This is a genomic window from Gallibacterium genomosp. 2 (assembly GCF_000771895.1).
Taxonomy (GTDB): domain Bacteria; phylum Pseudomonadota; class Gammaproteobacteria; order Enterobacterales; family Pasteurellaceae; genus Gallibacterium.
On record NZ_JPXY01000032.1, the window covers coordinates 24,869 to 46,080 of the forward strand.

18 protein-coding genes are annotated in these 21,212 nt (G+C 38.2%); 9 read left to right on the plus strand and 9 right to left on the minus strand.

Going from position 1 to position 21,212, the window contains the following annotated elements; translation table 11 throughout:
• Positions 1 to 54: 54 nt before the first annotated feature.
• Positions 55 to 948, minus strand: a complete 894-nt coding sequence (locus P375_RS07105; RefSeq protein ID WP_039135763.1) for a Dyp-type peroxidase — start codon at positions 946 to 948, stop codon at positions 55 to 57.
• A gap of 201 nt (positions 949 to 1,149) precedes the next feature.
• On the opposite strand from P375_RS07105, the gene guaB reads away from it, so the two are divergent.
• The 4 genes from guaB to P375_RS07125 all read left to right on the plus strand — a co-directional run bounded on the left by guaB (position 1,150) and on the right by P375_RS07125 (position 5,735).
• Complete coding sequence (gene guaB, locus P375_RS07110; protein ID WP_039135764.1) at positions 1,150 to 2,619, plus strand: IMP dehydrogenase; 1,470 nt, start codon at positions 1,150 to 1,152, stop codon at positions 2,617 to 2,619.
• Positions 2,620 to 2,708: 89 nt separating this feature from the next.
• Positions 2,709 to 2,996, plus strand: a complete 288-nt coding sequence (locus P375_RS07115; protein ID WP_126372104.1) for a hypothetical protein — start codon at positions 2,709 to 2,711, stop codon at positions 2,994 to 2,996.
• Positions 2,997 to 3,026: 30 nt separating this feature from the next.
• Entirely contained in the window at positions 3,027 to 4,601 is a 1,575-nt protein-coding gene (guaA, locus tag P375_RS07120) for a glutamine-hydrolyzing GMP synthase (RefSeq protein ID WP_039135765.1), read from the plus strand.
• A 201-nt stretch (positions 4,602 to 4,802) separates the two neighbouring features.
• Positions 4,803 to 5,735 carry a DUF4268 domain-containing protein gene (locus tag P375_RS07125; RefSeq protein WP_039135790.1) on the plus strand — a complete coding sequence of 311 codons (933 nt, stop codon included), beginning with the start codon at positions 4,803 to 4,805 and terminating at the stop codon, positions 5,733 to 5,735.
• Between the two features lie 131 nt (positions 5,736 to 5,866).
• On the opposite strand, the gene P375_RS07130 is transcribed toward P375_RS07125, so the two are convergent.
• On the minus strand, positions 5,867 to 7,057 hold the full coding sequence (locus P375_RS07130) for an MFS transporter (RefSeq protein ID WP_039135766.1): 1,191 nt from the start codon (positions 7,055 to 7,057) through the stop codon (positions 5,867 to 5,869).
• 73 nt (positions 7,058 to 7,130) lie between these two features.
• Complete coding sequence (locus P375_RS07135; RefSeq protein WP_039135767.1) at positions 7,131 to 7,934, minus strand: MOSC domain-containing protein; 804 nt, start codon at positions 7,932 to 7,934, stop codon at positions 7,131 to 7,133.
• A gap of 309 nt (positions 7,935 to 8,243) precedes the next feature.
• Here P375_RS07135 and P375_RS07140 point away from each other — a divergent pair, with 309 nt between their 5' ends.
• Positions 8,244 to 8,582, plus strand: a complete 339-nt coding sequence (locus tag P375_RS07140) for a P-II family nitrogen regulator (protein ID WP_039135768.1) — start codon at positions 8,244 to 8,246, stop codon at positions 8,580 to 8,582.
• Between the two features lie 44 nt (positions 8,583 to 8,626).
• Entirely contained in the window at positions 8,627 to 9,919 is a 1,293-nt protein-coding gene (locus P375_RS07145) for an ammonium transporter (protein ID WP_039135769.1), read from the plus strand.
• Between the two features lie 219 nt (positions 9,920 to 10,138).
• Here the strand turns inward: P375_RS07145 and cydC are convergent, their stop codons facing one another.
• From cydC to P375_RS07165, 4 genes are all read right to left on the minus strand, one after another.
• A complete protein-coding gene (cydC, locus tag P375_RS07150) occupies positions 10,139 to 11,881 on the minus strand; it encodes a heme ABC transporter ATP-binding protein/permease CydC (RefSeq protein WP_039135770.1) in 1,743 nt (580 codons plus the stop codon).
• Between the two features lie 10 nt (positions 11,882 to 11,891).
• Complete coding sequence (cydD, locus tag P375_RS07155) at positions 11,892 to 13,646, minus strand: heme ABC transporter permease/ATP-binding protein CydD (protein ID WP_039135771.1); 1,755 nt, start codon at positions 13,644 to 13,646, stop codon at positions 11,892 to 11,894.
• Between the two features lie 61 nt (positions 13,647 to 13,707).
• The gene (gene trxB, locus P375_RS07160; protein WP_039135772.1) at positions 13,708 to 14,670 is read right to left on the minus strand and encodes a thioredoxin-disulfide reductase; all 963 of its coding nucleotides are present in this window, start codon (positions 14,668 to 14,670) and stop codon (positions 13,708 to 13,710) included.
• 35 nt (positions 14,671 to 14,705) lie between these two features.
• Positions 14,706 to 15,554, minus strand: a complete 849-nt coding sequence (locus tag P375_RS07165; RefSeq protein ID WP_039135773.1) for a co-chaperone YbbN — start codon at positions 15,552 to 15,554, stop codon at positions 14,706 to 14,708.
• A gap of 181 nt (positions 15,555 to 15,735) precedes the next feature.
• On the opposite strand from P375_RS07165, the gene P375_RS07170 reads away from it, so the two are divergent.
• From P375_RS07170 to P375_RS07180, 3 genes are all read left to right on the plus strand, one after another.
• A complete protein-coding gene (locus tag P375_RS07170; protein WP_084598499.1) occupies positions 15,736 to 17,529 on the plus strand; it encodes an AAA family ATPase in 1,794 nt (597 codons plus the stop codon).
• Positions 17,530 to 17,665: 136 nt separating this feature from the next.
• Positions 17,666 to 18,211 carry a bifunctional 3-hydroxydecanoyl-ACP dehydratase/trans-2-decenoyl-ACP isomerase gene (gene fabA / locus P375_RS07175; RefSeq protein WP_039135774.1) on the plus strand — a complete coding sequence of 182 codons (546 nt, stop codon included), beginning with the start codon at positions 17,666 to 17,668 and terminating at the stop codon, positions 18,209 to 18,211.
• A gap of 209 nt (positions 18,212 to 18,420) precedes the next feature.
• Positions 18,421 to 19,347 (plus strand): mechanosensitive ion channel family protein, encoded by a 927-nt coding sequence (locus P375_RS07180; protein WP_039135775.1) that lies wholly within the window; start codon positions 18,421 to 18,423, stop codon positions 19,345 to 19,347.
• A 43-nt stretch (positions 19,348 to 19,390) separates the two neighbouring features.
• Here P375_RS07180 and P375_RS07185 read toward each other — a convergent pair whose 3' ends face one another.
• The gene (locus P375_RS07185) at positions 19,391 to 20,152 is read right to left on the minus strand and encodes an ATP-binding cassette domain-containing protein (RefSeq protein WP_039135776.1); all 762 of its coding nucleotides are present in this window, start codon (positions 20,150 to 20,152) and stop codon (positions 19,391 to 19,393) included.
• Positions 20,153 to 20,156: 4 nt separating this feature from the next.
• The gene (locus P375_RS07190; protein WP_039135777.1) at positions 20,157 to 21,212 is read right to left on the minus strand and encodes a peptide ABC transporter ATP-binding protein; all 1,056 of its coding nucleotides are present in this window, start codon (positions 21,210 to 21,212) and stop codon (positions 20,157 to 20,159) included.

The window sequence follows — 21,212 nt, forward strand, 5'->3', positions numbered from 1 at the left end:
GAGAAAAATGAAAGTTAAAGTTATCAATCACTTGCCGCTAGAATAACTTTTACACTACAAATTTAATAAGCGCTCCAACGAAGGAGCAAAATAGTAACTACCGGTAACAGGCTTCGTAAAACCTAACAGACGATCTGTTTTACCATCAGTTTCCCCAAACATACTCAATAATTGTTGTTCAATATTGTGTAATGCGCTGCAGTAAGCAATAAAAAATAAGCCATGCTTACCGCTCGCTGTGCCGTATGGCAGACTTTGGCGAATAATTTTAAGCCCTTTGCCATTTTCTTTTAAATCAACACGACCAACGTGTGAGGTCGGTGGCACATCATCAAGTTCGACACTATCCGGTTTTGTTCGTCCAATCACTTGTTCTTGTTTATATTGATCCAATTTTGCCCATTTATCCAACTGATGTTCCCAACGTTGAGCGAATACATAACTACCATCTTTATCTATTCCGTCAGCCACCAGCCCAATTGATCTGCGTAATTCATCTCCTACTGGATTTTCAGTTCCATCAATAAAACCTGTAAGATCTCGTTCTTCTACCCAGCGGAAACCGTGAGTTTCTTCTTTAACCTCAATTGCTTCACCAAAAATTTGTAACGCTTGCTGTGCAAGAGAAAAATTTACATCATGTCGCAACGAGAGAATATGAATTAATAAATCATTCTGTGTTGAAGGCGCTGCCAAATTTCCCTTTCCTAATTGAGTAAAAGGTTTTAATTCTGTCGCATCAGTTTGATTAGATAACTCTCTCCAGGCATCATTACCAAAGGCTACAATACTATAAAGATGTGCATCAGGATATTGTTGTTGTAATGCTTCTGTTGCTTTGACCAAAGCTCTGCAGGATTGAGCTACTGCCGAAAAATCAGCAATGTTTGCTTCAATAAAAATTGCCGCTTTGCAATGTTCCAATAAAATGCCTGTTTGTGCTGTCATACTTTCCCCTATTTATTTCAATAAAAATAATTGAACGTTATTATAATGCAAATGGGGAAAAGGTTGAGGCATTATTTTTAAGCAAACGTTTGCTTAAAAATATTAAAAGAGATTTTCATTTCAATCAAAAATCTGTATAATGCCGCCGCAATATTTTTCAATCATTTTATTTATTAACTTTTAACAAAGAGAGATATTGCAATGCTTAGAGTAATTAAAGAAGCCCTCACCTTCGATGATGTTCTTCTTGTTCCTGCACATTCCACCGTATTACCAAATACGGCAAATCTTTCAACCCAGCTTACTCAAAAAATCCGTTTAAATATCCCTATTCTGTCTGCCGCGATGGATACCGTAACTGAAGCCAAAATGGCGATTGCACTTGCACAGGAAGGTGGTATCGGCTTTATCCATAAAAATATGAGTATTGAACGCCAAGCTGAGCGTGTACGTAAAGTGAAAAAATTTGAAAGCGGTATTGTTAATGATCCAATTACCGTACGCCCAACTACGACACTCGCTGAAGTAGCAGAATTGACAAAGAAAAATAAATTTGCTGGATATCCAGTGACTTCAGAAGATGGGGATTTATTAGGAATCGTAACCGGTCGTGATACTCGTTTTGTTTCTGATTTATCGTTACCAGTTACATCAGTAATGACACCAAAAGAACGACTTGTAACTGTAACTGAAGGCAATTCATTCGATCGGGATCATATTTTTGCCTTGATGCATCGTCATCGTGTGGAAAAAATCTTAGTAGTTAATGAGCAATTTAAATTAAAAGGGATGATTACCCTTAAAGATTACCAAAAATCTGAACAGAAACCAAATGCCTGTAAAGATGAATTTGGACGTTTACGCGTTGGTGCAGCGGTTGGTGCCGGAGCTGGTAATGAAGCTAGAATTGATGCTTTAGTAAAAGCTGGTGTAGATGTTTTATTAATTGACTCGTCTCACGGTCATTCTGAAGGTGTGTTACAGCGTGTTCGTGAAACACGTGCAAAATATCCTGATTTACAAATTATTGCTGGTAACGTAGCGACTGCTGAAGGTGCGATTGCTTTAGCTGATGCTGGTGCGAGTGCAGTGAAAATTGGAATTGGGCCAGGTTCAATCTGTACAACTCGTATCGTGACAGGGGTAGGCGTGCCGCAAATTACAGCAATTGCTGATGCAGCAGAAGCATTAAAAGATCGAGGTATTCCTGTTATTGCAGATGGTGGTATTCGTTATTCAGGTGATATTGCCAAAGCGATTGCTGCTGGTGCATATTGTGTTATGGTGGGGTCAATGTTAGCAGGAACAGAAGAAGCACCAGGCGAAATTGAACTTTATCAAGGACGTGCTTTTAAATCTTACCGTGGTATGGGGTCTTTAGGGGCGATGGCAAAAGGTTCATCAGATCGCTACTTCCAAAGCGATAACGCCGCCGACAAACTCGTGCCAGAAGGCATCGAAGGACGCATTCCATACAAAGGCTACTTAAAAGAAATTATCCACCAACAAATGGGCGGCTTGCGTTCTTGTATGGGCTTAACGGGCTGTGCCACCATTGAAGATCTCCGCACCAAAGCCCAATTTGTGCGAATCAGCGGTGCAGGTATTAAAGAAAGCCACGTCCATGATGTTACCATCACCAAAGAAGCGCCAAATTATAGAATGGGGTAAATAAAAGTGCGGTCAATTTTTTGGAGGTTTTATAGATGAAATTTATTAGGATGTTAAGTTTAAGCACTCTACTATTAACAGGATGTGCAATGTTTTATCCTCAATACAGTGGAGAAAGTACAGCTGATTCTCAATTAAAATCTGATACTGAGCGAGCTTTAATTTTCCCATTTGTGCATTACTATAGTTGTTCTATAGGAAAGATAAAAATTCATACACAAATATTAAATGTTGAACAAGAGCCTAATAGTAATACATTAAAATTGGCTCAAGAATTATGGAAAGTAAATGCTTGCGGAAATCTTAAAGATATTTATATAGATTTCATCCCTGATGGACATGGTGGCACTTTTATAAAAAGTAGATTTACACCTTAAAAATATTATTAATTCTGAGAAAAATAAAAAATGAACAACATCCACAATCACAAAATTTTAATCTTAGACTTTGGTTCGCAATATACCCAATTAATCGCACGCCGTATTCGTGAAATTGGCGTTTATTGTGAATTATGGGCATGGGACGTTGCAGAAGACGATATTCGCCATTTTGCACCAAATGGGATCATTCTTTCAGGTGGTCCGGAAAGTACAACTGAAGCAGGAAGCCCACGTGCACCAGAATATGTATTTAAAGCAGGTGTACCTGTACTTGGTATTTGTTATGGTATGCAAACTATGGCAATGCAATTAGGTGGTTTAGTTGAACCATCTAATGAACGTGAATTTGGTTATGCATCAGTTGAAGTCGTTACACAAGATAAATTATTTGCCAATTTAGCAGATGCACATTCTGCACAAGGTAATGCATTGCTTGATGTATGGATGAGCCACGGCGATAAAGTTACCCAATTACCACCGCACTTTCAAATCACGGGAACAACTCCAACTTGCCCGATTGCGGCGATGTCCGATGAAAGCCGCCATTTCTATGGCGTACAATTCCACCCAGAAGTTACCCACACCAAGAGTGGCTTAGCCCTTTTAACCAATTTCGTGGTGAATATTTGTGGTTGTGAACGCAACTGGACACCAGAAAACATTATCGAAGATGCCGTTGCTCGCATTAAAGCACAGGTGGGTGATGATGAAGTGATTCTCGGCTTGTCTGGCGGGGTAGATTCCTCCGTTACCGCTCTTCTTTTACACCGTGCTATTGGTAAAAATTTGCACTGCGTCTTCGTGGATAACGGCTTGTTGCGCCTAAACGAAGCTGATCAAGTGATGGAAATGTTTGGTGATAAATTCGGTCTAAATATTATCCGTGTTGATGCTGAGGATCGTTTCTTAAATGCGTTAAAAGGTATTGATGATCCGGAAGCAAAACGAAAAACAATCGGTAAAGTATTCGTTGAGGTTTTCGATGATGAATCTAAGAAATTAACTAGCGTAAAATGGTTGGCACAAGGCACTATTTACCCTGATGTAATCGAATCCGCTGCTAGCAAAACCGGAAAAGCACACGTTATCAAATCTCACCACAATGTGGGGGGCTTGCCTGATTATATGAAACTAGGTTTAGTTGAACCATTACGCGAATTGTTCAAAGACGAAGTGCGTAAAATCGGTTTAGCACTTGGTTTGCCTGCTGAAATGCTCAATCGTCATCCATTCCCAGGTCCGGGGTTAGGTGTACGTGTACTTGGTGAAGTGAAAAAAGAATATTGCGATTTACTTCGTCGTGCCGATGCAATCTTTATCGAAGAACTTTACAATTCGGGTTGGTACTATAAAGTTAGCCAAGCGTTTACCGTATTTTTACCAGTCAAATCCGTTGGTGTAATGGGAGATGGACGTAAATATGATTGGGTTGTTTCCTTGCGTGCGGTAGAAACTATTGATTTTATGACAGCACATTGGGCTCATTTACCTTATGATTTGATCGGTAAAATCTCCAACCGTATTATTAATGAAGTAGATGGCATTTCCCGTGTAGTCTATGATGTCAGCGGAAAACCTCCTGCAACGATTGAGTGGGAATAGAAGCTATTTCATCGACAATGACTTTACAAAGTAAAATAAAAATTAGACCGTAGCTTAGTCGTTACGGTCTTTTTATGTCCTTCAATTGCCAAGAGTGATAAAAAAATTTGGAAATGTAGCGTGAAAATGATATGAAAGCAAAAGAAACAAACCAAATAACAGATCTATTGAAAAATATTTAAAGAAAGGATGGTGAATAAGGTGAATAAATTGAAGTTAGGAAAATTAGAGGAAGTTGACATTAGAGAACTATGGAAGCACGAACAGTATGATTTTTCTGAATGGCTTGCCAAAGAAGAAAATATAGAAATGCTAAGTAATAAAGTAGGATTAACATTGACTGATATAAATAAAGAGGTTTTTGTTGGTTCATATCGCTGTGATTTAGTTGCAAAAGATGAAACTACAGAAATTAAGGTTATCATTGAAAATCAGTTGGAAACGACCAACCATGACCATTTAGGAAAAATTATAACGTATGCTTCTGGGTTAGATGCAAATGTAGTAATTTGGATTGTTAAAGAAGCAAGAGAAGAACACAGAAGTGCGATAGAGTGGCTAAATAATAAGACAACTACAGATATTTCCTTTTTTCTAATAGAAATACGTGCATTTAGAATAGGAGATTCTTTGCCAGCACCTCAATTTGTGGTTGTAGAAAAACCTAATGATTTTGTCAAGGTAACAAATGTGGGCGTAGATAATGGAGAATTAAGCAAAGCTCAATCCGAAAGATTTAACTTTTGGAATAAATTTAATGAAATTGTAGCTTCAAGGAATAAACCTTTTAATATAAGAAAAGCAACAACAGATCATTGGTATAATGTTGCTCTTGGTACAAGTGAGGCACATATATCTATTACATTAGTAAATAAAACAAACAGCATTGGGATAGCAGTTTATATAAATGATAATAAAAAACTTTTCAACAAGCTGTACTCTGAATCCGAATCAATACAAAATGAATTAGGATTTAATATGGATTGGCAAAGATTAGATGATAAAAAAGCTTCTAGAATTATTTACTATATTGATGGATTAGATTTTAATAATCATAAAAACTATGATGAACTTATAAATAAAGTAATAGATAAAGTGATTGCTATCAGAGATGCTTTTAAAGATCGCTTATAGTAGAACTAGAATAGGAAGAAAAAATACAAACGAGCTTCAATTAAACAAATTTGCCAGTAAGTAAGCTAACCCAACGCAAGAAAGAAATTTAATTGGAACTTGCGTTGGGATATTTTTAGATAAAAGGAAAATTATTTTCGGCGTTGTTGCAATTCTACCTGACGCATTCCCCAGATACATAACGGAATAAAGGCTAGCAACACCAGTGAACCTAAAATAACACTCTGCCAAGCAAAATGTCGCCATAAGAAAATCAGATAAAAGCCGACAACACTTGAGCCGAAATAATAAAACGAGAGATATAACGCTGAGGCTAATGCTCTTGCCTGTTTAGCCTGTTTGCCGACCCAACCGCTTGCCAATGCGTGTGTTGTAAAAAAACCAACGCTACAGATTAATAACCCCATAATAATTAATGGCAATGATGACACCAACAACCATAACACCCCAACAATCAACACGCACCAGCCAAAAAACATTCCTTGTAAAGAGGAATAACGTTGTGTTAATTTTCCGGTCAAACTGGCGGCAAAGGTGCCGCTTAAATAGCATAAGAAAAGCAAAGAAACTTGTGTGGTCGAAAAATTATAAGGTTCGCTTAGCAGACGTAAACTCACTACAGAATACAGATTGATAAAGACACCGAACCCTAACCCTCCAATAAAAAATGTTCGCCATAATTTCGGATTACGGATATGTCCGCACAAATTATTTTTTAAATTCGTAAATTCTAATGTTTGCTTTTGGAAATGCTGCTCTTTAGGTAAACAATAAATAATCAGCAGTGCGCCGATAACCGCCAATATTCCGCAAAACAGCATCGGCATATTCAGCCCGAAATGATCAGCAAGAAACCCGCCCAATAAACGCCCTGAAATGCCGCCTAATGAGTTCGCAGCGATATATGAACCGACAACCGAAGTAATCGAACGCGGTTCAAATTCCTCACTAATATAAGCCACCGCAACTGCCGGCAATCCGCCTAAGGTTACCCCTTGAATAACACGCAATGTGATCCAACTACTGACACTATCAGCAAAATAAAGAATGATGCCCAAAATCGCCGTTAAAATTAGGCTAATCATCATCATTAGTCGCCGTCCGAAACGATCCGCCAATAAAGCCCACGGAATTAAACTCAAACTTAACCCTAATGAAGCACCGGCAAAGATCCAATTCGACAGAGTAATCGACACCTGATAAGTTTTCGCAAACTCTGCCAGAATCGGTTGTACTGAATATAAATTACAGAACACTAAGAAAGAAGAGAATGCCAGTGCTGCACTGGCAAAATAGAATTCTCGAGAACGGAGTGTAATCATAATGCTGTATCATTTTAGGATTTAGGAAAGTATGATTTTATCTTAATCCTTTAACATTTCTTTTACAAACATTTTATTCTGCACGATATTGTAACACTGTCACTTTATCCCCGACTCGCACTACGCCACTATTCAACGGCACCAAATTAATACCAAATAACGGCTCACCATCAGCATTGGTATGCATTTTCTTTAAAGTACGGAAAGGCTCGCATTTTGCATCCAATTCTCCACTTTGCAAATTTCTGGTTGTTAAAATGCAACGAGATGATGGCTTGGCGTGGAAAAATTCCACTTCACCAATCTTAATTTTTAACCACTGCTCTTCAGCAAATGCCTCCTCGCCCGTTACCACCAAATTAGCACGAAATTGATCAATACTAATTGCTGTTGGGCACGCTGCCTGTACCGCATCAAAAGAACGTTGAGTAGCCAACAACAATGGGTAACCATCCGCGAATGAAACACTGTTTTCAGGCATTTTTTTCACAAAACGTTGATCCACTTCCCCTAACCAACGTAATACCACCTCTTCCTGCAGTTTTTCGCTAAACCAACGATTAATATTCGCCGGCGCAACAAATGAAGGGAAATGCGTTCCCCACACTTCACAACTTTCCTGCACATTAAAATCACGATAACGCACTACAATTTGCGAACCATCACAATGACGCACAATCAACCCTTGAGCCACCGGAAATGCAGAAAGTTGATATAAGGCACCGTGCTTACGCGCAGTAATAAATTTTCCATTAACATCCGTCAACATAAATTCACGATCAAAATTCAAACCGTGCGGCTGTACATACGCTTGTTGCACAAAATAGGGCTGTGTCGATTTAATTGGGAATAGGGTAATTTTTTGCACTTGATTCATTTTGCTTTTCCTCTTTTTTCTCCTATATCGGCACTAATCTATAACGTTTTCAACTTAAAAACCATATTTTTAATAAAAACATATCTTTTAAACAGATCTGATAAGGATTAAACAAAAAAAATCGTAATATCTTAATTTTTTATAAAAATTACAAAAAATTATTTGATATCATCCAATTTTTGATTTTATTATCTATAAAAAATTTAAATAAAAACAGATTTTAATAAAAAATATCTAATTAAAATTAGATTTTATTAGAAAAACCACGATTATCACATAGATTCTTATAAAAACATACAGGAGAAAGTTATGAAACTCGTTAGTGCAATTATTCAACCGTTCCGTTTGGATGAAGTTCGTGAAGCCTTGACCGACATTGGTGTACACGGTATCACGGTTAGTGAAGTCAAAGGTTTCGGTCGCCAAAAAGGGCATACTGAAATTTATCGTGGCAGCGAATATACCATCGACTTTTTACCAAAAATTCAGATCGATATTGCTGTCGGCGATGATTTAGTGGAAAACGTGATTGAAACCATTGTGGAAGCCGCCCAAACCGGTCGTATCGGCGATGGCAAAATTTTTGTATTGCCACTTGAACAAGTTGTCCGTATTCGCACACGAGAAACCGGAGATGATGCACTCTAAATTCATTCAATAATGCAAACACAACACACTTAGGGGAAATGAAAATGAAAAAATATCGTTGGTTATTAGCATTCCTGCCAATCACGGCTCACGCAGAACTTACTGATTGGATACAACCAATCTCCGCCATCAGTGCCGGAGATACCGCTTGGGTTATGTTAGCCGCCATTTTAGTGCTATTTATGACTATTCCGGGGTTAGCACTCTTTTATGCCGGAATGGTTCGTAAGAAAAATATCCTTGCCACAATGGTACAAAGTTTCGCTGTTTGCTGCTTAGTAGCAGTGATTTGGTTAGTCTGCGGATACAGTTTAGCCTTTACACCGAACAACGCCTTTATTGGTGGCTTAGATCGCCTATTCTTAAACAGATTGAATGTTTTTACTGAACAAGAAAAACTCACTATTTATCCGGATGCCGCTTCGATTCCAGAATCAGTATTTATGGTATTCCAAATGGCGTTCGCAATTATTGCCGGTGCGATTATTACTGGTGCTTTTGCTGAAAGAATTAAATTCAGTGCAGTTTTATTTTTTGTTGGAATTTGGACATTATTGGTTTACGTCCCGACTGCCCACTGGGTATGGAGTATCGGCGGTTGGTTAGCGGAAGATGGCGTTCTCGACTATGCAGGTGGAACCGTTATCCATATTAACGCCGGTGTTGCCGGATTATGTGCTGCAATTTTTATCGATAAACGCATTGGTTATGGCAAAGATGCAATGCCTCCATACAACCTTACATTAACCTTAATCGGTTGTGCGATGCTTTGGATTGGTTGGTTCGGTTTTAACGCTGGTTCTGCCCTTGCTGCCGACAGCCGTGCCGGAATGGCATTAGCCACCACACAAATTGCTGCCGCAGTTGCCGCATTAACTTGGATGCTTTGCGAAGTAATCAGCAAACATAAACCGTCCGCATTAGGTTTGGCATCCGGCGCAGTGGCAGGATTAGTTGGTATTACCCCGGCAGCAGGTTTCGTCTCCGCACAAAGTGCAGTGTTAATCGGCTTAATTACCAGTGTATTCTGCTTCGTGGCAGTCACCAAAATTAAATACAAATTAGGCTATGATGATTCACTCGATGCATTCGGGATTCACGGTATCGGCGGTATTGTAGGTGCGGTATTGACAGGTGTCTTTGTTTCAACCGATATTACCGGCGGCGATGCCAGCGTATTGGCTCAAGTAGAAAGTGTCGTAATTACTTTAATCTACAGTAGTGTAATGTCTGTCATCATCCTTTGGGTAATGAGCAAATTTACAGACATCCGCGTTTCAACCGATGAAGAACGCCAAGGTTTAGACCTCGTTTCTCACGGCGAACGCTTAGAATAATAAGAACCGAATACTTTCCTATTGCTGTACCAATAAAAAAGGTGCAGCTTTTTTGATCTACACCGTTCTCTATTCTGCTTATTCAGCAGCAAACTTAATAAAGATTAGCCCGTTTAGAATGCAAAATCGTCTGTAAATTAGAAGAAGTAAGATAATCTTTTTGTTTCATATCAGAACTCCTAGAGACAAAAAAGTGCGTTTACACGCACCTTTCATTATTTAATGTTCACTAATTCTATTTAATAATTTATAAAAAATAGTTTCCTGATGACTTGCCAACGTTTGAAAATCACCTTGCTCAACCACTTGAGCATTATCCATAACCACAAGTTGATCAAATTGATCCAAACCACTTAATCGATGAGTAACCATAATCAATGTTTTATCTCGACAATGTTGCAATAACAAAGCGAGAATATGACGTTCCGTTTCACGATCCAAGCCCTCCGTTGGTTCATCTAATAAAATTATCGGGGCAGATGATAATAAAACTCGTGCAATACCTAAACGGCGTTGTTCACCACCCGATAAAGTTCTGCCACCATCACCCAGCCAACTATCTAGCCCCTGTTCCTGTTCAAGCAGATACTCTAACCCCACTTGCCTAATCACCTCATTAAGCTTTTGATCATCGGCATTAGGGTTTGCCAATAACAAATTTTGACGTAATGTATCACTAAAAATATGAACACGCTGTGTCAGCAGGATCATCGTTGAACGCAATATTTGCTCGCTATAAGTGGCTATCGGTTCACCCGCCAACAAAATTTGCCCTTGTGTTGGATCATAATTACGAATAAGGAGCTGCAATAATGTCGATTTACCACTACCTGTTTTCCCCAAAATAGCAATTTTTTGTTTTATTACGAAAGTGAGATTAATCTGTGATAACACCTTTTCTTTTCGATCTGGATAATAAAAATGAACATCTTGAAATGTTAATAATTTATCTGTGTTGCTTAGGTTGATTTGTTCAAGTTTGCCGTCAAATGTGACTAATGGCTGCTGCGTAATAATATCATTTACACGTTCCGCCGAAGCAATAACCTGACCTAAGTGTAAGAATGCAGCGCCAATCGGCATTAAAATTTCAAACGAGGCTAACGCAGAAAAAGTGACCAATGCAATCAATGCCAATTTAAATTCATCATTACCCATTTGAGTTGTTGCTGCCATCCATAAAGTACATACAATAATTAATCCATTAACAAACAACAAAATTGCACTGGAAGCCCCTGATAGCTGAGCCTCTTTTTGTTGATATTGCAACCAATTTTTTTCTGTTGTTGCTAATTGTTGTTTTAAATTATCGCTAGCATTAAACAGCAATAGTTCAGCTTGAGCTTGGATATATTCAACAAATTGATTACGATATTGCGCCCGGCTTGCCGTCAATTTTGCCCCGAACTTTCTGCCCAAACGATAAAAAATTGTTGGTAGCACCACTAATAACAATAAAAGCGTGCTTGCAATGAAACAGGCAATAGTTTTATCGAGAAAACTTAAGCCAATGCCGATAAAAAGAATCATCAAAACTGCACTGACGAACGGTGCAAACAACCGTAAATAAAGGGTATCCAGCGTATCCACATCCGCTACTAACCGATTCAATAATTCGCTATTACGATAACGACTCAACACTGCCGGACTTAACGGAATAATTTTGGAAAAAATCATTACGCGCAATTTCGCTAAAATCTCAAAGGTCACATCGTGGGTTACTATTTTCTCAAAATAACGTGCCACCGTGCGTCCGATCGCCAATCCTCTTACTCCAGCAGAAGGATAGAAAAAATTGAACATTAACGACACCCCGGCAATAGCCGCTGCTGCTAAGAACCAACCGGAAAGGGTTAATAAACCAATACTCGCTGCCAAACCGGTCAACATCAAAATAATGCCTAACACCAAACGTGCCGGTGAATGTTTAAACATCGCTAAAAATGGTAATAATGATCGCATCACTTTATCCTTAATTCACTTCCGTTTGTCGTTGTGCCAACAATTCAGCAAAAAATCCTTGATGTTGTAACTGAGTAAATTGTCCCTGTTGCACAATTTCCCCTGCTTGCATCACTAAAATACTATCGGATTGTTTCAAATCCTCAATGCGATGGGTGATCATTAATGCAGTTTTCGCTTTGCTTAATTGTTGCAAACTGTTCAACACCTGATTCTCAGAACGGGCATCCAAACTGGCGGTCGGCTCGTCCAATAGCAATAATGGCGTATCCTGCTTCAATAACGCTCTTGCCACCGCTAAACGTTGTGCTTGCCCAACTGATACCCCAAAACCACCATCCTGTAATGGTTTATCCAATAAAGGGATCAGTTCTTCAACATAAGCCTGTTGCAAAGCAGATTTGAGTTGTTCATTGCTAGCATTCTGATTAGCAAGACATAAATTTTCACGAATTGTGCCTTGCAACAACAATGGATTTTGCCCAACCCAAGCCAGTTTTTGTCGCCACACATTCAAATCCAGTTGATTCAGTTCAATACCATTAATCAATAAACTTCCTCGATAAGGTAAAAATCCCAATAACACATTCATCAATGAGGTTTTTCCAGCCCCACTTTGCCCTACCAATGCGATATTTTCACCTGCATTAATGGTGAAAGTTAATGGTTTGGTCAGTGCCTTACCTGTCGCCGACAACACCTCTAACGCTTTTGCTTCGATATGAATCGTGTTGCTATTAATTGTTTCATTTCCTTGCTGTGCGATTAAAAAATCCTGAGTAAGGAACTCTTCTATTGTATCTGCTGCCCCAATTGCAGCCGCTTTGTCGTGATAATAAGTGCCGAGATCACGCAATGGTTGATAAAACTCCGGAGCTAAAATCAAGCAGAAAAAGCCTGCAAACAATGTTACCCCCGTATCATAACTACCGAATTCGATTTGACCTAAATAACTAAACCCGAAATAAACCGCTGTCAAAGCAATTGAAATTGAAGTGAAAAATTCAAGTACTGCTGATGAGAGAAAAGCGATTTTCAGCACATCCATCGTTGTTTCACGAAAATCTTCAGTACTGTCTTCGATTTGTTCCGTCTGTTGTTGTGTGCGGTTAAAAATACGCAAATTTTCCAATCCTTGTAAACGATCCAAAAACTGACCGCTCAGACGGGAAAGTGTAGTGATATTACGCTGATTTGCTTCCGCCGCCTTAATGCCGACCAACGCCATAAAAATTGGAATCAACGGCGCGGTCAACAATAAAATCAAGCCTGCTGCCCAATTTACCGGGAAAATAGCAATTAATAAAATCAATGGTGCCGCCCCTGCCAAATATTGCTGAGGCAAATAACGCGCATAAAAGTTATGCAAATTCTCTACCTGTTCCAATGCCAACGTTGCCCAGCTACCTACCGGCTTATAAGACAATGTGGCCGGACCGACTTGCTGCAATTTAGTTAAAATCTGTTGGCGTAAATGCCGACGCAACCGTTGTCCGCTGTAAAAACCGACTTTCTCTCGCGCGTAAAGCAACCCAGCCCTGACAAAAAAAATAATCGGCAAAGCAATAAATGAAGGCAGCAGCTGTTCTCGTGGCAACTGCGCAATGATGAGATCGTGCAGTAATCCTGCTAATAACCAAGTTTGAACAACTAAGAGAATTGTTGAAATAATCGCAAATAGAAGGTTTAGTCTTAAAGGCTTGCGAATCAGTTTATTTTGCTGTTTTAACCAGTTTTGTAATTGTTTTTGGCGTGATTTTTCCATAACGGTTTAAAGACAAAAAGAGAAACAAAATCCCCTCAAAAGATTGAGAGGAATAACATCATTAAGCACCTTTCGCTGATTGTGCATCAAGATAACGTTCAGCATCCAACGCTGCCATACATCCGGTTCCCGCTGAAGTAATTGCTTGACGATAATGTTGATCCATCACATCGCCGGCAGCAAATACCCCCTCAACGGAAGTAGCAGTTGCATTGCCTTGTAAGCCTGATTTCACCACAATATAACCATTATTTAACGCTAATTGACCAGCAAAAATATCGGTATTCGGTGCGTGACCAATCGCTACAAAAACACCATCTACACTCAAAGTTTCTTGTTGTTCAGATTGTGTGTCTTTTAACTGTAAGTAAGTAACCCCCATATTGTCCCCACAAACCTCCGCTAAAGTACGATTAGTGTGCAACACGATTTTCCCTTCTTCCACCTTCTTCATTAGACGATCCAAGAGAATTTTTTCGCTACGAAATTCATCACGACGATGCACTAAATGTACAGTGGACGCAATATTAGCTAAATATAACGCCTCTTCTACAGCAGTATTACCACCACCAATCACAGCTACCGGCTTATTGCGATAGAAGAAACCATCACAAGTAGCACAAGCTGATACACCGCGACCTTTATAATTCTCTTCCGATGGCAAGCCTAAATATTTTGCCGATGCTCCAGTAGCAATAATTAGGGCATCACAAGTAAATGTTTGGCTATCACCATATAAAGTGAATGGACGCTTGGCGAGATCAACTTTATTAATATGATCGAACACAATTTCTGCTTCAAATTTTTCAGCGTGTTCCAACATTCTTTGCATTAATTCGGGGCCTGTGGTTTCACCTGCATCACCTGGCCAATTTTCAATTTCATTGGTTGTAGTTAATTGTCCACCTTGTTGTAAACCGGTTACCAATACTGGTTTTAAATTTGCACGCGCCGCATAAATTGCAGCAGTGTAACCTGCTGGGCCGGAACCTAAAATTAATAATTTACTATGTTTTGTTTCCATTTTTTGCCTCTACTCTTGTTCTTACAAAAACACCGTTAATACAACAATGAATATACTAACCGACGATATTTATTCGTTAACGGATCACTATTGCCTAAAGCGGATAAAATCGCCAAATATTGACGTTTAACCTCTCCCTCTTCAGCATTTAGATCTTTTTGTAAAATTGATAATAACAAATTCAATGCTTCTTCATTACGATTCGCTTGATGCAGTTGTACCGCTAATTTAATCGCAATTTCCGCTGTCGGATTTTTTTGATAATCCTGCTGTAACTGCTGAATTTCCGGTGTATCTGCCGCTTGAATTAATAATTCGATTTGTGATTGCAAACCTTGCCAACGACTATCCCTATCTTGTAATGGAATCTGATTAAGAATTTCCTGTGCCGGCTCAACCTTTTTCATTGCAATATAGGTTTCAGCATATAACAGCGCAACCTCACTGTTTTTCTTATCGGAAAGTTCCCACGCCTGTTTTAACAGTGGTAATGCTTGCTCATAATTTTCTACTGCTAAATAATCCAACGCTTGATTAAATTTGATTTCGTCCTCTTTCGGCAAGATTACTTGCAAACGTTGTTCCAATTCCGCCTCTGGTAACATACCTTGAAAACCATCCACCGGTGCGCCATCTTTAAAAAGATAGGTGGTAGGCAGCGCTTGAATACGAAATTGCGCAGCAATCATCTGTTCCGTTTCACAATTAACCTTCGCCAGAATGAACTGCTCCGCATATTTTGCAGCAAGTCGCTCCATTGTAGCGACAAAATCAAGCGAAGTGCGATCTGAAGCCACATAAAACAGAAATGCCAATGGGTGTGTTTTGCCCATATCCAACACTTCTGCCAGATTCTGCCCGTTTACCTCAATAATTTGTTGCATATATTATCCCTATTCTTCCAACAAAAGTTGTTAGAGTTTAGCAAAAAGAAAATACATTCGCAGTATCAATTTAGAATGATTCTGTCTATTGTAGGATTTTTCAGCGGAACACTTAATCAAGAAAGAAGTTATAAGTACTTTTGTGTATAATTTGCCGGTTAAATTTATTATGAGAACGATTATGGATTTATTAAAACTAAAATGGCAAGCATTGGCACCTACTTTCTCTTTTTCTCAACAATCTGTAGAGCCGCAACAAACTTTTTGGGATCTTCAGCCAAGAGCCACTGCCGCTATTGATAATTGGCTAGCACAAAATAGCAATGCAATTTTAGTGCTAAAAGGCGAAGAGCAGTTTGTCGATTTGCTAAGACTGCAACACTATTTAATAGAGCATTATTTTGCTGATAAACCTGTAACGGTGAATGGCGTGCATTACCAATTTAAGCAGCCTGATGCCAATGATTTTCCGACAATTGAGATGCGTCCGGCACAATCCGTGCAAGATAACTTTGCTCAACGTTATTGGGTGAAATGTGCCGATTATCTCTCTCCGCAATATCTTTTTGGGCAAGTGTTACAGCTGGTTAACAGTAATAAAATCCAACTGATACCAGGCTTAATTCACCAAATAAACGGCGGTATCCTCATTTTGTCCGCCGCGCAATTACTCTCACAGTTTGACCTTTGGCAACGTTTATTAAGCATTCTGCAACAGCAACAATTTCATTGGCAACTAGATGATATTTTACAGCGTCAAACCTGCGTTATTCCGCCAATGCCATTGAAATTAAAATTAATTATTGTAGGCAGTCGAGATAATCTTGCCGAATTTGAAACTTTTCAGACGGATCTTTATCAATTAGCAGATTATGCTGAAATCGCTGCTTATACAGAGATTGAAGATGAACAGCAACAACAGCAATGGGCAAGCTATCTTATTGAGTTAGCAAAAAATGAGTTGCAATGTAATCTTGATCTTTCCGCCATTAATCGGATTTATCAATGGCTGACCAGAGAAAGTGAAGATCGGCATTTAATCGCCAATTCACCAACACAGCTTATCACTATTCTGAAAGGTGCATTAAGTTATCAAGCAAATAGTAACGATAACAGCATTAATGCTGAAATGGTGGAGCAGTTCTATCAACAGCAGTGTTATCAACGCAATTTGTTACAACAACGCAGTTGCCAAAGCATCCTTTCTGAACAGGTCTACATTGATACTGACGGCGAGGAAGTCGGACAAATCAACGGTCTATCTGTGATTGAATATCCGGGAGTTCCTTATAGCTTTGGCGAACCATCCCGCATTAGTTGTTTAGTTCAAATCGGCGAAGGTGGAGAAATTATCGATGTTGATCGCAAAAATGAATTAGCTGGCAATATTCACAGTAAAGGAATGATGATTGCACAATCTTGTTTAAGTAATATTTTGCAGCTACCGAGCCAACTTCCATTTTCTGCGTCACTGGTTTTTGAACAGTCGTACACTGAAATTGATGGTGACAGTGCCTCATTAGCAATGTTATGTGTGCTTGTCAGTGCGCTTGCCGAATTGCCGTTACCACAAAATATCGCCGTAACAGGAGCTATCGATCAATTCGGCTTGGTTCACGCCGTTGGTGGTGTCAATCAGAAAATTGAAAGTTTCTTTGCCATTTGCCAACAACGTGGTTTAAATGGTAACCAAGGAGTCATTATTCCTGCCGTTGTCTGCAATCAGCTCAGCCTAAATCAAGAGGTTATTGCTGCAGTGAAAGCTCAACAATTCCACCTTTGGGTTGTGGAAGATGCGGCACAAGCATTACAAATTTTATTACAACGCGATTTAATCGAAATGCCGGATAAAACTTATCACGCCGATAATCGTCCATTAAATCAGCTCATTTTGCAGAATATCGAACAAAAATCAGAACATAAATCAGCTTGTTCAAAGTGGTTTTCCTGGTTAAGTGCGATGAAAAAAGCATAAAACGAACAAAAACTGATCCGACCATTCAGCTAACAGATGTAAGCTATTTTAAAAAGTATTTTTCCTTGCTAAAATAGCTCACATCTCATTTTCCCTTTTCAGAAAACTATTTTTATGCATATCGCAGGAGATCAGTATGCCTAACACAAGTACACAAAAAAGAAATTTCACCGCTCAGAAATCATTTAATTATGAAGATTTATTAGCCTCCGGTCGGGGCGAATTATTCGGCGAAAAAGGACCTCAACTACCAGCACCATCAATGTTAATGATGGATCGTATTGTCGAAATGGATGAATATAAAGGTCGATTTGGCAAAGGTTACATTGAAGCTGAACTTGATATTCGCCCAGATTTACCATTTTTTGGTTGTCATTTTATTGGAGATCCTGTGATGCCCGGTTGCTTAGGTTTAGATGCAATGTGGCAATTAGTCGGTTTCTTCTTAGGGTGGATCGGTGGTGAAGGTAAAGGACGAGCATTAGGAGTAGGTGAAGTAAAATTCACTGGACAAATTTTGCCTACTGCTCAAAAGGTAACTTATCGCATCCATTTAAAACGTGTAATTAACCGCAAACTAATTATGGGATTAGCAGACGGAGAAGTAGAAGTTGACGGTCGTATTATTTATACTGCGACTGATCTAAAAGTAGGATTATTCCAAGATACAACAATGTTCTAATCAAATCAAATAAAGATGGGAAATTTTCCATCTTTATTATTATAAAAATTATTTTTAGTTATTAAATATCAAACCTATTTTCTAATGACATACTGACAAAAATTATAATAATGATTACTAAAAATCATATTTTCTTATAAATCTCATTCTTTAATTTTTTAAATTATCTCATTATAATAGTTTCCTTTTATCAATTAACAGGAGAAGCTATGTCACAAAATACAGAACACGTTAACAATCAAGTTAGCAATGCTTTAGATTTACAAAATGTTGATTGGCATTCATTATTAGATGAACGACATTTACTTAATATTTTTAATGACTGGATTGTTCCTTATTCAATTAAAATTTTATTAGCTATCGTTATTTTCTTGGTTGGGAAGCGACTAGCAAAATTTATTAGTAAATTATTAGCAACAATGATTCTTCGCACAGTAAAAGACGAAATGTTAAGTGAATTTATTCGATCAATTGCCTATTTTGCTTTATTATTAATTGTAGTAATCGCATCACTCTCTCAACTAGGCATTAATACTACCTCTTTGGTAGCATTAATTGGTGCTGCCGGTTTAGCTATCGGTTTATCCCTACAAAATTCACTGCAAAATTTTGCTGCCGGTGTAATGATTTTAATATTTAAACCTTTCCGTAAAGGGGACTTTATCGAAGTTGCCAGTGGTTCCGGAACAGTAACACAAATTGGTTTATTAATGCTGGAACTAAGAACTGGAGATAATAAAACTGTATTAGTGCCGAATAATCAAATTTTCACACAAAAAATTACCAATTATTCTTTAAATTCGACTCGCCGTATTGATTTTATTTTTGATATTTCTTACGAATCGGATATTACCAAAGCAAAAGAAATTATTGCTCGTTGTTTGCAAGAAGAACCTCGTGTATTAAAAGAACCTGCACCATTAATTGCAGTGGGTGCATTAGCAGCAAGTAGTGTGCAATTATTTGTGCGTCCTTGGGTCAATACTGCCGATTATTGGGGTGTGCATTTTGATATTATGGAAAAGGTAAAATTGGAATTTGATGCTGCCGGTATTGATATTCCATTTAATCAACTCGATATTAATTTTCCTGAAAAAGCAGTAGAAATTATTAAGCAAAATTCAGAAAATAAATAAACTTTAATTCCAAAAATCAAGGCGTGTTCAAATTAGCACGCCTTTATTGTTGCAATAATCGTTTGGTATATTCGGTCTGTGGATCAGAAATTACTTCTAATGTATCTCCATATTCAATGATTTGCCCATCCTGCAACACTAATAATTGATCAGAAATATGTTTAATAATTCCAATATTTTGCCCAATATAAATATAAGCGATACCTAATTGTTCCTGTAATTTCAGTAATAAATTAATTAATTGAGCGCGTACTAAAGAGTCAAGAAAATTAAGTGCATCATCGACAATAATAACTTCCGGCTCTAAAATTACTGTTCTTGCCAGTGCTACCCGTTGTTTTTGACTGATCGTTAAATCACTGAAACGAATATTGGTATGATTCGGTGATAACCCGACTAAACGTAATGTATGAAAAATTTTCCGATTCCGCTCGCGTTCCGAAAGAGGTGTTGCTAATCTTAACGGTAAATCTAATGTCTGTCCCACATTTAAATGTGTATTAAATGTTGAGTTCGGATCTTGGAATAACATACGGATGTGTTTAGAACGAAATGAATAGTCACCAAATTTCAGCAATTTATTTTTAAAATAAATTTCACCTCGGCTTGGCTCGGTAATGCCCATAATCATTTTTGCCAAAGTTGATTTACCTGAACTGTTTTCGCCAATAATTGCTAATGTTTGCTTTTGTTCCAATTGAAATGAAATATCTCTAACTGCATCAAAAGCTCGATTAAACAAGGATTTGCCGCTAGTCGGGAAGGTTTTAGTCAAATTCTCAATGCGTAATACTACTTCACCCATCTTATTACTCTTCTTTTCCAGTTAATGTTGCTTGGATCGTAATCGGCTCCACTTTCTCTTTTGTTTCAGAATGAACACGAATATTTAACGGATAATAACAAGCATATTCGTGTTGTTTTAATCTCCGCAACGGTGGTTTTATTACACATTTACGTTGAGAGAATGGGCATCGTGGCCCTAAACGACAACCAATCGGAATATTCGTTAATAAAGGTACCATTCCCGGTAATGCATTAAGCTGGGTTTTAGGCGCCAACGGAATATTATAATCCGGATTGGAATTCATTAACGCCATTGTATATGGATGAAATGGCGAGTTCATAATAATCTCTTTCGGTCCACTTTCCACTGATTGACCACAATACAAAACATTAATTGTTTCACACCATTCGCTGACAGAAACTAAATCACTGCTTAAAAATAAAATCGTAGTACCGTGATTTTGATTCATTGCTAATAAAAGACGGTAAATTTGACTTTGTGTATTAGTTCCTAGTGCGGTTGTTGCTTCATCAGCAATCAATAAACGGGGCTGATTAGCAATTGCCATTGCGATCATCACTTTTTGTCCTTCACCTTCCGTAATTTCGTTAGGATAACTCCGCATAATATCTTTATGATCACGAATACCAACACGATGCAACAATTCCACAACACGCCGCTTTTTCCAACCAAACCAACGCCACCATTTGCCTTTGAAAGTCCAATTTGGAATAGATTGAATCAGCTGATCTCCAATGGTTTTACTTGGGTCGAGATAAGTCAAAGGATCTTGATAAATTAGTGAAATTTCTCTGCCAACCAGTTTACGTCTCTTTGCCGGTGAAAGTTTTAATAATTCAATATCATTAAAACGGAACCGATCCGCACTAATAATCCAATCATCTTTTACAGCATTACAAATTACTTTAGCAATTAAACTTTTCCCTGAACCCGATTCCCCAACTAATGCATAAATATCTTCTTCATTAATAGTTAAGTTCACATTATCAACAATGCGAATTTTTCCATTTGCTGTTTTAAGATCAATACATAAATTACGAATATCCAATAAAGCCAT